This window comes from Brevibacterium sp. S22, from assembly GCF_004745485.1.
GTDB lineage: Bacteria > Actinomycetota > Actinomycetes > Actinomycetales > Brevibacteriaceae > Brevibacterium.
The window spans coordinates 1-13,812 of record NZ_RHFG01000018.1; the positions used below are offsets into that span (position 1 = coordinate 1).

General features: G+C 65.0%; 11 protein-coding genes. 4 read left to right on the forward strand and 7 right to left on the reverse strand.

Features of this window, described 5'->3' with window-relative positions:
- Nucleotides 1-148: 148 nt before the first annotated feature.
- From deoC to EB835_RS14035, 7 genes are all read right to left on the reverse strand, one after another.
- On the reverse strand, nucleotides 149-796 hold the full coding sequence (deoC, locus tag EB835_RS14005; RefSeq protein WP_135810079.1) for a deoxyribose-phosphate aldolase: 648 nt from the start codon (nucleotides 794-796) through the stop codon (nucleotides 149-151).
- 86 nt (nucleotides 797-882) lie between these two features.
- Nucleotides 883-2,172 (reverse strand): thymidine phosphorylase, encoded by a 1,290-nt coding sequence (locus tag EB835_RS14010; protein WP_135810080.1) that lies wholly within the window; start codon nucleotides 2,170-2,172, stop codon nucleotides 883-885.
- 172 nt (nucleotides 2,173-2,344) lie between these two features.
- On the reverse strand, nucleotides 2,345-2,836 hold the full coding sequence (locus EB835_RS14015; RefSeq protein ID WP_135810081.1) for a cytidine deaminase: 492 nt from the start codon (nucleotides 2,834-2,836) through the stop codon (nucleotides 2,345-2,347).
- Between the two features lie 119 nt (nucleotides 2,837-2,955).
- On the reverse strand, nucleotides 2,956-4,236 hold the full coding sequence (locus tag EB835_RS14020) for an ABC transporter permease (RefSeq protein ID WP_135810082.1): 1,281 nt from the start codon (nucleotides 4,234-4,236) through the stop codon (nucleotides 2,956-2,958).
- A 1-nt stretch (nucleotide 4,237) separates the two neighbouring features.
- Nucleotides 4,238-5,470 carry an ABC transporter permease gene (locus EB835_RS14025; RefSeq protein ID WP_135810083.1) on the reverse strand — a complete coding sequence of 411 codons (1,233 nt, stop codon included), beginning with the start codon at nucleotides 5,468-5,470 and terminating at the stop codon, nucleotides 4,238-4,240.
- Nucleotides 5,467-7,083 (reverse strand): ABC transporter ATP-binding protein, encoded by a 1,617-nt coding sequence (locus EB835_RS14030; RefSeq protein WP_135810084.1) that lies wholly within the window; start codon nucleotides 7,081-7,083, stop codon nucleotides 5,467-5,469. Before EB835_RS14030 ends, EB835_RS14025 begins: the two co-directional genes overlap by 4 nt.
- 74 nt (nucleotides 7,084-7,157) lie before the next feature.
- A complete protein-coding gene (locus EB835_RS14035) occupies nucleotides 7,158-8,219 on the reverse strand; it encodes a BMP family lipoprotein (RefSeq protein WP_240688752.1) in 1,062 nt (353 codons plus the stop codon).
- Between the two features lie 327 nt (nucleotides 8,220-8,546).
- Between EB835_RS14035 and EB835_RS14040 the strand changes: the two genes are divergently transcribed.
- The 4 genes from EB835_RS14040 (at nucleotide 8,547) to EB835_RS14055 (ending at nucleotide 13,703) form a co-directional block, all read left to right on the forward strand.
- Nucleotides 8,547-10,391 carry an ABC-F family ATP-binding cassette domain-containing protein gene (locus EB835_RS14040; protein WP_135810085.1) on the forward strand — a complete coding sequence of 615 codons (1,845 nt, stop codon included), beginning with the start codon at nucleotides 8,547-8,549 and terminating at the stop codon, nucleotides 10,389-10,391.
- Nucleotides 10,392-10,444: 53 nt separating this feature from the next.
- The gene (locus EB835_RS14045; RefSeq protein ID WP_135810086.1) at nucleotides 10,445-10,795 is read left to right on the forward strand and encodes a TraR/DksA family transcriptional regulator; all 351 of its coding nucleotides are present in this window, start codon (nucleotides 10,445-10,447) and stop codon (nucleotides 10,793-10,795) included.
- Between the two features lie 114 nt (nucleotides 10,796-10,909).
- Nucleotides 10,910-12,430, forward strand: coding sequence for an acyltransferase family protein (locus tag EB835_RS14050; RefSeq protein ID WP_205749944.1), 1,521 nt, complete (start codon nucleotides 10,910-10,912; stop codon nucleotides 12,428-12,430).
- A 223-nt stretch (nucleotides 12,431-12,653) separates the two neighbouring features.
- A complete protein-coding gene (locus EB835_RS14055) occupies nucleotides 12,654-13,703 on the forward strand; it encodes a homocysteine S-methyltransferase family protein (protein ID WP_135810087.1) in 1,050 nt (349 codons plus the stop codon).
- The last annotated feature ends 109 nt before the right edge of the window (nucleotides 13,704-13,812 follow it).

Genomic DNA, 13,812 nt, shown 5'->3' on the forward strand with positions numbered 1-13,812 from the left:
AAGAAGTCGAAGAAGGAAATCCGACGCAAGCTCAAATGGTATCTAGCGCGTCGGGTCTACAAGATCCTCAACGCGCTAGATACCGTTCCTCAACCTGCTTGACAAGACATAGAAGGATCGAGGTTGCAGAGCCGCCGTCAGGTAGTAATTAGAGGGAGTTGAGGATTTTGGCGCTGCCGGAGAGACCCAGGCGGCTCGCACCGGCGGCGATCATCTCTTCCGCCGCCTCTGCGGTGCGGATTCCGCCGGAGGCCTTGACGCCGAGGCGGTCACCCACTGTCTCACGCATGAGGCCCACTGCGTGTGCGCTGGCACCGCCTGCCGGGTGGAAACCGGTGGAGGTCTTGACGAATCCGGCCCCGGCGGCCTCGGCGCGGCGGCAGGCCTCGACGATCTGCTCATCGCTCAGCGCTGCCGATTCGATGATGACCTTGACCAAAGAGTCTCCGCTGGCCTCGACGACTCCGCGGATGTCGGCCTCGAGGCCGTCGAAGTCCCCGGCGATGGCCTGGCCGATGTTGATGACCATGTCGACTTCGGCAGCACCATCGGCCACGGCGCGCTTGGCCTCGGCGGCCTTGATCTCAGGCTTGACCTGGCCGGAGGGGAAACCGACGACGGTCGCGACGACGATCTCTCCCGGATCGGTGATCGGCAGCATCGACGGGGACACGCAGATCGCGAGCACCCCGAGTTCCTTCGCCTCGGCCACGAGCGCCTCGACATCGGCGGGTGTGGCTTCGGGTTTGAGCAGAGTGTGGTCGATGATCGCGGCGACATCGTTTCGGCTGGTCATGAGTTCCTCCAAATGAAGTGGTGCAGTGGCTTCAGAGTAGCGGGGCTTAAGGCCGGCAGGGAACCGACGACGGCGTGCGATCAGGCTCAGGTGATCTTCTCGAACACGATCGACTCCGGCACCGAGGCGGCATCCCCGCCGATCTCGACCGCGGAGTCCAGCGCTTCGATCGCGCGGGCGAAGCGTTCGGGTGTCGCCGTGTGCAGGGTCATGAGCGGCTGACCGGCCGTCACCGTGTCCCCGGGCTTCGCATGGAGTTCGATTCCGGCCACGTCCTGGACCGGGTCTTCCTTCCGAGCGCGGCCGGCGCCTAACCTCCACGAGGCGACTCCCACCGACAGCGCATCGAGCGTCGTCAGCACCCCGGAATCGGTCGCCGTGACGACCTCGGTGTGCCCGGCCACGGGCAGGGCGGCGGCAGGGTCGCCATTCTGGGCTCGGATCATCGCATTCCACTTGTCCATGGCGCGCCCATCGGCTAGTGCGGCCCGCACGTCGACGTCGGTCTTCCCGGCCAGGCGCAGCATCTCCTCGGCCAGAGCCACCGTGAGGTCGACGACGTCGGCGGGACCGCCTCCGGCGAGGACCTCCACGGACTCGCGGACCTCGAGGGCATTGCCGACGGTCAGCCCCAGCGGAGTCGACATGTCGGTCAGCAGCGCCGAGGTCTTCACGCCGGCGGCCTTGCCGAGCTCGACCATGGTCCGGGCGAGCTGGCCGGCCATACCGAGATCCTTCATGAACGCACCGGACCCGACCTTGACGTCGAGGACGAGACCGCCGGTGCCCTCGGCGATCTTCTTCGACATGATCGACGAGGCGATGAGCGGGATGCAGTCGACCGTCGAGGTGATGTCACGCAGGGCGTAGAGCTTCTTGTCCGCCGGAGCCAGACCCGACCCGGCCGCGCAGATGACGGCGCCGATGTCCTCGAGCTGGGACAGGATCGCCTCGTTGCTCAGGCCCGCCTGCCACCCGGGAATGGACTCGAGCTTGTCCAAGGTCCCACCCGTGTGACCGAGGCCGCGGCCCGAGAGCTGCGGCACGGCGACGTCGAAGACCGCAACGAGCGGAGCCAGGGGCAGGGTGATCTTGTCGCCGACTCCCCCGGTCGAATGCTTGTCCGAGGTCGGTCGGGACAGGGACGAGAAGTCCATGCGCTCACCGGAGTCGATCATCGCCTGCGTCCAGTCGGCGATCTCGCCGGGCTCCATATCGTTGATGAAGATCGCCATGGCCAGTGCCGCCATCTGCTCATCGGCGACGGCACCGCGGGTGAAGGCGTCGATGATCCAATCGATCTGCTCCCTGCTGAGTACCCTCCCGTCGCGTTTCGTCGCGATGACGTCGACGGCGTCGAATGCCTCTACTGTCACAGTCTCATTCCTTCTCTGTCATCGTTCATCTGACCGCCGAGGCGGTGCTCCCATCGGAGGCGGTGCTCCCACCGGTGCTGGTGGACCCGCCGAGGCGATTCCTCCACCGCCCGAACCCATCCACCTGGCGGTGGCACGGTCACGGTCGACCGCCTCGGCGAGGGTGGAATCGTCAGTGTTTCGCGGTGTGATCGCCGCGGGCTGCGCTGAGATGCTCGGGTCCGAATGCTTCGGGCAGGACCGCGGACATGGGGACACGTCCGCTGGGCATGTTGAGCACGAGGTCGTTGCCGCCGTGTTCGAACAGCAGCTGCCGGCACCGACCGCAGGGCGCGAGGGTGTTGCCGTCCCCGTCCACGCAGTCGAAGGCGACGAGCCGGCCGCCGCCGGACATGAACAGATCGGACACGAGCGAGCATTCGGCGCACAGGGTCACGCCCAGAGAAGCGTTCTCGATGTTGCAGCCGCTGACGATGCGCCCGTCGCAGACGAGCGCGGCCGCGCCCACGGAATACGACGAATACGGCACATAGGCCTTCGCCATGGCCCGCTTCGCTTCGGCTCGCAGCAGCTCCCAGGTGCCCTCGCTGAGGTCATCGGGGCGGACCGGGGTGGGTTCGTCGCTCCAGACGTGCTCGGATGCGTCGGTGTCGGGGACAGTCATGGGGATACCTCTTCCTTCACGGTGTGACTGTTGGTGTGTCGAGGGGGTGCGCCGAACTCTCGGGCGGACCCGGTCGCCCCGGTCCATCGGTGGGATTCATCCCATCGCCGAGGTGGGGCTCATTTCACGTAGGGAACACCTTCCGCGGCCGGTGGGCGGACCCGGCCGACGAAGCCGGCGACGGCGAAGACGGTGACGATATAGGGCAGCATGAGCAGCAGTTCGTTGGCCACGGGGGTGCCGATGGACTGCAGGGTGTTGCCGAGGCTCTTGGAGAATCCGAACAGCAGTGCCGCCAGCAGCGCCCCCTTCGGATTCCACTTGCCCAGGATCATCGCGGCCAGGGCGATATAGCCCTGTCCGGCCGACATCTCCTTGCCGAAGGCCAATCCGGAGCCGACCGTGAAGAAGGCACCGCCGAGTCCGGCGATCGCACCGGCGAGCAGAGTGTTGCGCACACGGGTGAAGTTGACCTTGATGCCGACGGTGTCCGCGGCCTTCGGGTGCTCGCCGACGGCGCGCATCCGCAGACCCCACTTCGAGCGGAAGACGAAGATCTGCAGAGCGATGACCACGACGTACATGATGTAGACGAGGATGTTCTGGTCGAAGAGCACCCGTCCGAGCACCGGAATGTCGGACAGGATCGGGATCGGCAGATTCGGCAGCTTCTGGCGGGCATTCCACAGTTCCGGATCCTGAGTGAGCACCGTCGAGTAGAGGAAGCTCGTGACGCCGACGACGAGGACGTTGAGGACGACGCCGATGATGATCTGGTTGACCCAGTACTTCACCGCGAAGAAGGTGAGCACCACAGCGACCAGCGCACCGGCGATCGGGGCGGCGAGCAGACCCGCGTAGGGGTTCTTGACCACGGAGGCGACGACGGCGGCGAGGAACGCACCGGCCAGCAGCTGACCTTCGATGGCGATGTTGATGATGCCCGAACGCTCACCGACGAGACCGCACATGGCGCCGAAGATCAGCGGCACGGACAGTGCCAGGGCTCCGGCGAGCAGAGTGGTCAGCGGGATGACGCCGCCGGATCCGCCGCCGGCCCAGGCGAGGAAGGACACGACGAAGAGGATTCCGAAGAGCATCGGGAACCAGGAGCCGAGGCTGATGCGTTTGATCGCCACATAGATCGACACGGCGGCCATGATGACGACGATGATGCCCAAGGCCAGTCCGGCCGCCGTCGAGGAGATGACGACGTCGGGGATGGCGAAGAAGTCACCGCCGGTGGCCACCCGGAAGGTCGTCTCACCATCCCGGCCGATGAGGCCGAAGAAGATGAAGGACACGAGGGCGAGGATCGTGTAGACGATCGGGAACTTCCAGGCGATCGGCGCAAGCGCCTTGACCTGCGAAGGTGTGTTGTCCACGGTCTGAGCAGTCATCTCAGTCCTCCTTCCGCTTGAGCACCGGTGTGGGCAACCGGAAGATCGACCTCACCAGGGGCGGGGCCGCGATGAGCAGCACGATGACGGACTGGACGACGAGGACGATGTCGATCGGCGTTCCCGTCTGCGACTGCATGAGGTAACCGCCGGCCTTGAACGCACCGAAGAGCAGACCGGCGAGGAGCGTGCCCAGCGGCTTCGACCGGCCCAGCAGGGCCACGGTGATCGCGTCGAAGCCGATCGATCCGCTGATTCCGCCGGTGAGTTTGAATTCGGTGCCGAGCACCTGGGCGGCACCGCCGAGCCCGGCCAGGGCACCGGCGACGATCATGACCGTCACAGTGACTTTGGACACGGAGATGCCTGCGGTCCGGGCCGCATGCGGGTTCGCACCGACGGCCTTGAACTCGAAGCCGATCGTCGACCGCTCGAGCAGCCACCAGACGAAGATCGTGGCGAGGATCGCGATGATGAACCCGAAGTGGAGGCGGAACGGCGGCGGCAGGAGCAGGAACATCTGCGAGGAGTCATCGATGACGCGTGACTGCGGGTTCGCGGAGTTCGTGTGGGTGAACCAGTTCTGCTTGAGCAGGTAGCCCAGTGCGTAGCCGGCGATCGAGTTGAGCATGATCGTCACGATCACCTCGTTGGCTCCGGTCCGCGCCTTGAGCACACCGGCGATGCCGGCCCAGATCGCACCGCCGACGATGCCGCCGATGACGGCGATGAGCATGTGCACGATCGGAGGAAGGGAGATCGCGTAGCCGAGGAACCCGGCGATGGTCGCGCCGAGGATGACCTGACCCTGCCCGCCGATGTTGAACAGTCCGCAGCGGAAGGCCAGAGCGATGCCCAGACCGGTGAGGATGAGCGGGGTGCCCGAGACCATCGACTCCGTCAGCGGGCGGATGGCACGTTCGGTGGTGCGCGCCTCCCAATCGAAGACCGCACCGCGGAACAGTGCGGAATACGCGTTGCCGACGGTCTGGAAGAGCGTGGAGAAGAACTCGCCCGGGGCGGCGAAGAAGTTCTCCGCGGCCGCCACGACCTCGGCGTTCGACACAGCGATGAGGACACCGCCGAGGAGGAGCGCGACCACGACCGCCAGCAGCGAGACGAGCCAGGAGCCCGACAGGATCTCCTGCAGCAGACTCTGCTGCTTGCCGTCCTCGGCTTCGACCGACGGCGGCGGCGCCGGCGATGGGGCGGCCGGTGAGATATCAGTCGTCATTTGTTCTCCTCTGCCGAGGTGCTGGCTGAGTCGTCATCATCCGTCGAGGCGGCGGCCGGTTCCGCATCGTCTGCAGGGCCGGTCGTCGAGTCCGCCGTCGCTTCGAGGGCTTCGTCGGCGGGAACGCCGGCCATCATCAGGCCCAGCGCCTCTCGTGAGGTTTCTGGTCCGACGATGCCGACGACCCGCCCGGCGTACATCACGGCGATGCGGTCGGCGATCCCGTAGACCTCGTCGAGTTCGGTCGAGACGATGATGCAGGGCGTGCCGGAATCGCGTTCGGCGATGACGCGCTTGTGCACGAATTCGATCGACCCGACGTCGAGCCCGCGGGTGGGTTGGCTGGCGATGAACAGACGCAGATCGCGACCGAGCTCGCGGGAGAGCACGACCTTCTGCTGGTTGCCGCCCGACAGGGTCGAGATCGGGTCCGAGACGCTGCCGAGGCGGATGTCGAATTCCTCGACCTTGTCTCTCGCCTCTTCGGTGATGACCTTCGGCTGCAGATTCAGTCCCTTGGCATAGGGTTCGCGATCGTAGACGTCGAGGATCATGTTCTCGCGGATCGCGAACTCCGCGATGATGCCGTCGGTCGACCGATCCTCGGGAACGAAGCCGACACCCGCGCCGAGGCGGTCCTTCACGGATTCGCCGACGAGGTCCTTCCCGTCGAGGGTGATCGTGCCCAGCCGAGGATCGGTGAGGCCGATGATCGTCTCGGCCAGTTCGGTCTGCCCGTTGCCCTGGACGCCGGCGACTGCGAGGATCTCACCGCGGCGGACGTCGAAGGACACATCGTCGACGACGACGTTCTCGGCCTTGTCGACGACGGTGAGCCCGCGGACCTGGAAGGTCGCATCGCCGGGGTCGGCGGCATCTTTCTCGGTCGTCAGCGACACGGCACGGCCGACCATCTGGCTGGCCAGTTCGGCCTCGGTGGAGTCCGGGGAGGCCTCACCGACGATCTTGCCGCGACGGATGACCGTGATCGAATCCGCGATCGCACGGACCTCACGGAGTTTGTGGGTGATGAACACGATCGAGGTGCCCTGCTCCTTGAGCTGGCGCATGATCGAGATCAGTTCGTCGGTCTCCTGCGGGGTGAGCACAGCCGTGGGCTCGTCGAGGATGAGGATCTCGGCATTCCGGGACAGGGCCTTGATGATCTCCACGCGCTGCTGCGCACCGACCGGCAGATCTTCGATGAGGGCATCGGGATCGAGATGGAAATTGAAGCGCGAAGAGATCTCGATGACCTTCTTCCGCGCCTCGGCGATGTCGAGGAGCCCGAGACTCTTCGTCGGCTCGTAGCCCAGCGCCACGGATTCGGCGACGGTGAACACGGGCACGAGCATGAAATGCTGATGGACCATGCCGATTCCCGCGGCCACGGCATCGCCCGGGCCGGAGAACTTCACCGGCTCGTCGTCGATGAGGATCTCTCCCCCATCGGCGTCATAGAGTCCGTAGAGGACATTCATCATTGTGGATTTGCCCGCGCCGTTCTCACCCAGCAGGGCGTGGATCTCGCCCGGCTGGATGGTGAGATCGATGTGGTCATTGGCCACAAACGATCCGAACACCTTGGTCATCCCGCGAAGCTCGAGTTTCACTGCTTCCGGTTCTCCTCACAAACTTGAAAACTGCAGGGCCGAAAGAACTCGGCCCTGCAGTTTAACCGACGAGCTTACTTCGGCGTGCTTTCCGACTCGACGGTCAGTGAGCCGTCGACGATCTGCTTCTTCAGCTCTTCGACCTTCTTCTTCACGTCTTCGGGAACCTCGTCCTCGAAGTCATGGTACGGGGCAAGGCCCACGCCCTCGTTCTCGAGAGTGCCGACGTAGGGCTCGTTCGAGAAATTGTCCTCGGTGCCTTCCTTGATGGTGTCTTCGACGGCCTGCGAGATCTGCTTGACCACCGAGGTGAGGATGATGTCGCCGTATTCGGTCGACTCGTAGCCATCGGAGTCGACCCACACGAGGTTGACGTCACCGGCGTCCTTCGCGGCCGCCGCGGCACCGAGACCGACGGGTCCGGCGACGGGCATGATGACGTCGGCACCCTGCGAGATCAGCTGCTTGGTCAGCTCCTGGCCCTGGCCCTGGTTCTCGAAGTCACCGGAGAACGATCCGTCCTGCTTCTCCTTGTTCCAGCCGAGCAGCTTGACGTCTTCCTTGTTGTCCTCGTTGAACTTGTCCACACCATCGGCGAAGCCGTCCATGAAGATCGTCACCGACGGAATCTGGATACCGCCGAAGGTGCCGACCTTGCCGGACTCCGAGGTGGCGGCCGCAACATAGCCGGCCAGGTACGCGGCCTCGGCGGTGTTGAAGACGACGGCCTTGGCGTTGTCGAGCGTCACCGGCTTGCCGTCAGCGTCGGAGAACGTGGAGTCGATGAGCGCGAAGTTGAGGTCCGGGTTCGCTTCGGCGGCTTCCTGGATCGTGTCCTCGAGGAGGAACCCGACGCCGAAGGTGAGGTTGCATCCGGCCTGGACCATGTTGTCGACATTCGGCTTGAAGTCAGCATCGCCTTGGGACTCCGCATCCTTCTCTTCGATGCCGAGGTTCTTCACTGCGTTCTCCAGGCCCTCCTTGCCGGACTGGTTGAACGACTGGTCGTCCCAACCGCCGGAGTCGGAGACCATGCAGGCCAGGTAGTCGGAGCTCGAGTCTCCACCTGAGCCACAGGCCGAGAGGACCAGGGCGGATGCGGCGATCATCGACACCGCGGAAGCGAGTTTCTTCACGTCTTCTCTTTTCTGATTACAGACAGCGGACACGGTCGAGGCCCCTATCTGCCCCTGCCGAAAATGTGAAACCACTGGACGAACTGTCATATTTTGGTGAGTTTCGGCCAGTCTAATGCACTTCCGAGCTCTCGGAAGCCCTGCTAGCACTTCAATCGCGGACACCGATACGAAAACGCAATAATCCGTCACGGCGGGGACTCATCCGTCCGAAATGCGAGCAGTGACCAGGCCATCTTTGAGACGCCGGAGGCGGGAACGAAGGCGGCCGGTCTGCGCATCCGAGTGAACGGCTCGGTGTCCGAGTGAACTAGGCTTGAGGGCGTTATGGCACATCTCCTCGGGGCTGAAGCCCTCCATCTCGAATACCCCACTCGCGTCGTCTTCGACTCCGTCACCCTCGGCGTCGAGACCGGCGACATGATCGGCATCGTCGGCCGCAACGGCGACGGCAAGTCGAGTCTGCTGGGCATACTCGCCGGAACCATCGAGCCCGATTCCGGGCGAGTGACCTACCGCGGCGGTCTGCGCTTGGGCATGCTCGGCCAACGCGATGACCTCGATGACGAGGCCACGGTCGGATTCTCCGTCGTCGGTGATGCCGCCGATCACGAATGGGCCGCCGACCCGCAGGCCCGCGACATCATCTCCGGTCTCATCGCCGACCTCGATTGGGACGCACGGATCTCCTCGCTCTCCGGCGGTCAGCGCCGGCGGGTGGCCCTGGCCGCTCTGCTCATCGGCGATTGGGACATGCTCATCCTCGACGAGCCGACGAACCACCTCGACGTCGACGGCATCGCCTGGCTGGCGAATCATATGCGCAGCCGTTGGCCGAAGAACGCCGGAGCCCTGCTGCTGGTCACCCACGACCGGTGGTTCCTCGACGAAGTGTGCACGAAGACCTGGGAGGTCCACGACCGCATCGTCGAACCCTTCGAAGGCGGTTATGCCGCCTATGTCCTGCAGCGGGTCGAGCGCGACCGGATCGCTGCCGCCACCGAGGCGAAGCGACAGAATCTCATGCGCAAGGAACTCGCGTGGCTGCGCAGGGGTGCCCCCGCCCGGACGTCGAAGCCGAAGTTCCGCATCGAGGCGGCCAACCAGCTCATCGCCGATGAGCCCGAGGTGCGCAATCCGATCGAGCTGAAGAAGATGGCCACTGCCCGACTGGGCAAGGATGTCGTGGACCTGCTCGAAGTGTCCAAACACTTCGGTGAGACCACGATCCTCGACGATGTCACCTGGCGCATCGGTCCCGGTGAGCGCACCGGGATCCTCGGCCCCAACGGTGCCGGGAAGTCGACCCTGCTCAGTCTGGTCTCAGGCGAGATCGAACCCGATGCCGGTCGGGTCAAACGCGGGAAGACGGTGCAGATCGGTGTACTCGATCAGCAGTTCAAGGACCTGGGCAGGATCGCCGATTCGCGCGTCCGCGAGGTCCTCTCCGAATCGAAGACCTCGTTCACCATCGAGGGCAAGGACTTCACCCCCGCCCAGCTGCTCGAACGCCTCGGCTTCGCGAAGGAGCATCTGTCCGCTCGGGTCAAGGAACTCTCCGGCGGGCAGAAACGCAGACTCCAGCTTCTGCTGCTGCTCATGGCCGAACCGAATGTCATCATCCTCGATGAGCCGACGAACGATGTCGACTCGGACATGCTCGCCGCGATGGAGGACCTCCTCGACTCCTGGCCCGGCACCCTCATCGTCGTCTCCCACGACCGCTATCTGTTGGAGCGAGTCACCGATCAGCAGTACGCGATCCTCGATCACGGGCTGCGCCATGTTCCCGGCGGTGTCGAGGAGTACCTGCGACTGCGGGCCGAGGCGGCCCGTTCCGGTGGTTCTGCCACAAACGGTGCGAGCCGGAACGGGGCCACCGCGGGAGCCGACGGGAACGGTTCCGGCGGGGCCGCCTCGGCGAGCGACGGATCGGCCTCGAAGCTCACCGGCGCTGAGGCGCGGGCGGCGAAGAAGGAACTGTCCTCACTCGAGCGGCGCATGGAGAAGCTCACCGCTCGGATCGCGAAGAAGCACGAGGAGATGGCCGCCCACGAACAGACGGACTTCGAAGGACTCGGCGCGCTCACCTCGGCGATCCGGGAGTCCCAGGACGAACTCGACGAGCTCGAGATGCGCTGGCTCGAGGCGTCCGAGGCGCTGGAGGCCTGAGCCGTTCGGGGTGACGAACGGCGGCGGGGCAGAACGGAGTCGAGGAGACGACGATGGTTGACGAAGCGAAGGTGCGGGACCTGCTCGAGGGTGAGCGGGCGGATGCGCAGACGCTCATCGCACGCCTGACGGAGGGCATCGACGAGGTCTCGGCAGCCCGGGAGGGTGACAACAGCGATGATGAACACGATCCGGAAGGGGCGACTCTCGCCTTCGAAAGATCGCAGGCCGCGACCCTGCTCGAGCAGACGAAGGACCGCCTCGACGCTGTTGCTGAAGCGCTGACCAGGCTCGATGAGGGCACTTATGGGATCTGCTGCGATTGCGGCATGCCTATCGCCGAGGCGCGGCTGCAGGCCCGGCCCTACGCCGCGAAATGCGTGGACTGCGCCTCCCGCAGCTAGGCGTTCGAACCTCCCATCGAATGACGGGAGTGCACGGTCACAGGAGGCTCGACGGCCGCCTCGGCGAGCGTGCAGACGTTCCCGTAATCCGGTCAGGTGGGGTAGTGTGTCGGCGTGTCAACACGTGACTATCGCATCGACCGCGCCAAAGGAATACTCATCTTCCTGGTGGTGTTGGGCCACCTTCTCGCACGGACCGGGCCCTGGGAGTCGCCGATCCTGGGCGCACCGATGTACTTCATCTACATGTTCCATATGCCGGCGTTCGTCTTCCTCGCAGGTATCACGGCGAAGTCGAACAGACTGGCCGAGCGGGTGCTGACCTACTTCGTTCTGTTGGCGACGGTGCTGCCGCTGATGTGGGTGTGGATGTGGGCCTTCGGGCTCGATCCCGACTACAGCCTCCTCACTCCGTTCTGGTACACGTGGTTCCTGCTGTCGATGGCGTGGTGGATGATCACGGTTCCCTTCATCGAACGCTTCCCGCGCACGATGCTCGTCGCCTCACTCGTGCTCGGTCTCTTCGGCGGCATGCTGCCGATCCTCGACACCGAACTCTCTGCGGCTCGGACTATGGCGTTCTGGCCGTTCTTCGTCATCGGCAAGCTCTACGGCAAGCAGATCATCGGTTGGGCGGGCAGCCTCGCAATCTGGCAGAAGCTCTTCTTCAGCGCCGCTGCTCTCGGAGCTGTCGGATACTTCTATCTCGACCAGGTCGATCATCACTGGCTCTACGGCAGCCTCAACTTCGCGCACTTCGACGTCAGCGTTCCCGAAGGCGTGGGACTGCGCCTCATCGTGGACATCGGAGCGGTGCTGCTGACGCTGGCTCTGCTGTCGTGGCTGAGCAATACGAAGGACACGATCGCAACGATCGGCAAACACAGCCTGGCCGTCTACATCCTCCACGGTTTCGTCGTCCGCGGTCTTCAGCCGGTGCTCGATGACAGCCGCGATGTCCTCCACGACGCCATCGTCCTCCTCATCTGTGTGGCACTGGCCGTGGTGTGGACGGGTCTGCTGTCCTGGGGGCCGTTCGAACGCGCCCTGCGCTGGTGGTCCTCGACGGTGACGGGCCTGCTGCTCATGCCGTTCCCGTTCCTGCGCCCGAAGGACTCCGACGGTCGCGGCGGCGGTGGCGCCGGTCGCGGTCGGGGTGACGGTCGCGGCGGGCATGACGGTGGCAGTCGGGGTGGCGGTCGCGGTGGAGCGACCGCTGCCGGAGCCTACTCGGGTGCCGACGACCAGGAACCATTCGACCCGGGAAACTTCGCGCAGGGTCCCTTCGACCGGTTCGGTGGGCAGCCGGGCGATGCCCACTATCCCGGCGACGCTTATCACCCCGGGAATTCCTACAGTGAGGGCGACGGTCCGGATCGGCAGGGGTTCGGCCTGCAGCCGCTGCCCGGAGTCGGCTACCAACATTCCCCCGGTCATGAACAGCAGCCGGCCCAACAGCAGTCCTTCGCCTCCCCTGCGCCGGTTGCGGCCGAACCGTACCCGCTGCCCGGCTCGCACGAGGTCCCGCAGAACAACGCCATCTACGAAACCACACAGGAAGTGCCCGCCGGCTCCGCCCAGCGAGCAGTGCGCTACCGTCGCCTCCCGGTCTACCTCAGCGGCGACGAACACTGACTCTCGGAACGCCTCGGCGATCCCTGATCCCCATCGGACCCCACAGGAACTCAGCTGTGCATGCGTGTGGTCGGGCCGCCTCGGCGAGGGACGTGTCCTTTCATGGCGATCGACGTCGTTTTATGTCGATGTGACGGACATCGCTTCGCCGAATGATGGTGTGATGTGCAGGTTCGGGCCGCTCGCCCGGGCTTCGACCCCACCATCGAATCGGAGAGCATCCATGACCGCGACCAACGCCCTGACCCAACGCCTCGACGCCGGCCCCGTGATCTGCGCGGAAGGCTTTCTGTTCGAGCTCGAGAAGCGCGGATACCTGTCCGCCGGCGAGTTCGTCCCCGAGGTGGCCCTCGAATTCCCTGACGCCCTGCGCTCCCTGCACGTCGACTTCCAGCGCGCCGGCTCCGACATCGTCGAGGCCTTCACCTACAACGGGCACCGCGAGAAGATGCGCGTCATCGGCAAGGAGGACCTCCTCGAACCGCTCAACCGCTCGGCCCTGCAGATCGCCCGCAGCGTTGCGGACGCCAAGCCCGGGAACTTCATGGCCGGCAACATCTCGAACTCGAACATCTGGGACCCCGCGGATGAGTCCAAGCAGGCCGAGGTCCGGGCCATGTTCGCCGAAATGGTCGCCTGGGCGGTCGAGGAAGGCGCGGACCTCATCATCGGCGAGACCTTCTACTTCGCCGGTGAGGCCATCGCCGCCGCCGAGATCGCCAAGGCCAGCGGCCTGCCTGTCGTCCTCACGCTGGCACCCATGGCCTTCCAGGAGATGGCCGACGGCATCGGAATCCTCGAGACCGCGCAGAAGCTCGAACAGCTCGGCGTCGATGTCGTCGGACTCAACTGCTTCCGCGGACCCGCGACGATGCTGCCGTGGCTGAAGCAGATCCGCGCGGCCGTGTCCTGTCACGTCGGCGCCCTGCCGATCCCCTACCGCACCACGGAGAATGAGCCGACGTTCTTCAACCTCTCCGACCCCCGCGCCGAGGTGGCCTCCCCGCACGGACGCACGTTCCCCACCGCTCTCGATCCGCTGCAGACCAACCGCTACGAGATCGGTGCATTCGCCAAGGAAGCCTTCGACCTGGGTGTCAACTACATCGGCGTGTGCTGCGGCGCGACCCCGATGCACATCCGCGAGGTCGCCGAGGCCGTCGGACTGACCACCGATGCCAGCCGGTTCTCCGAGAACATGCGCAACCACTTCATGTACGGCGACAACGAACGGCTGGCCGACAACGTCGTCGCCCTCGGCGACACTGCCTGAGGCAGGTTCGGATTTTCCGGTAGACAAATGTTGATTTCGCACGAGGATTTCTACATTTGCCTACCGGAGAATCGAGTGGACAGCCCTACCCGAAGCTGAGCGTCCCTCA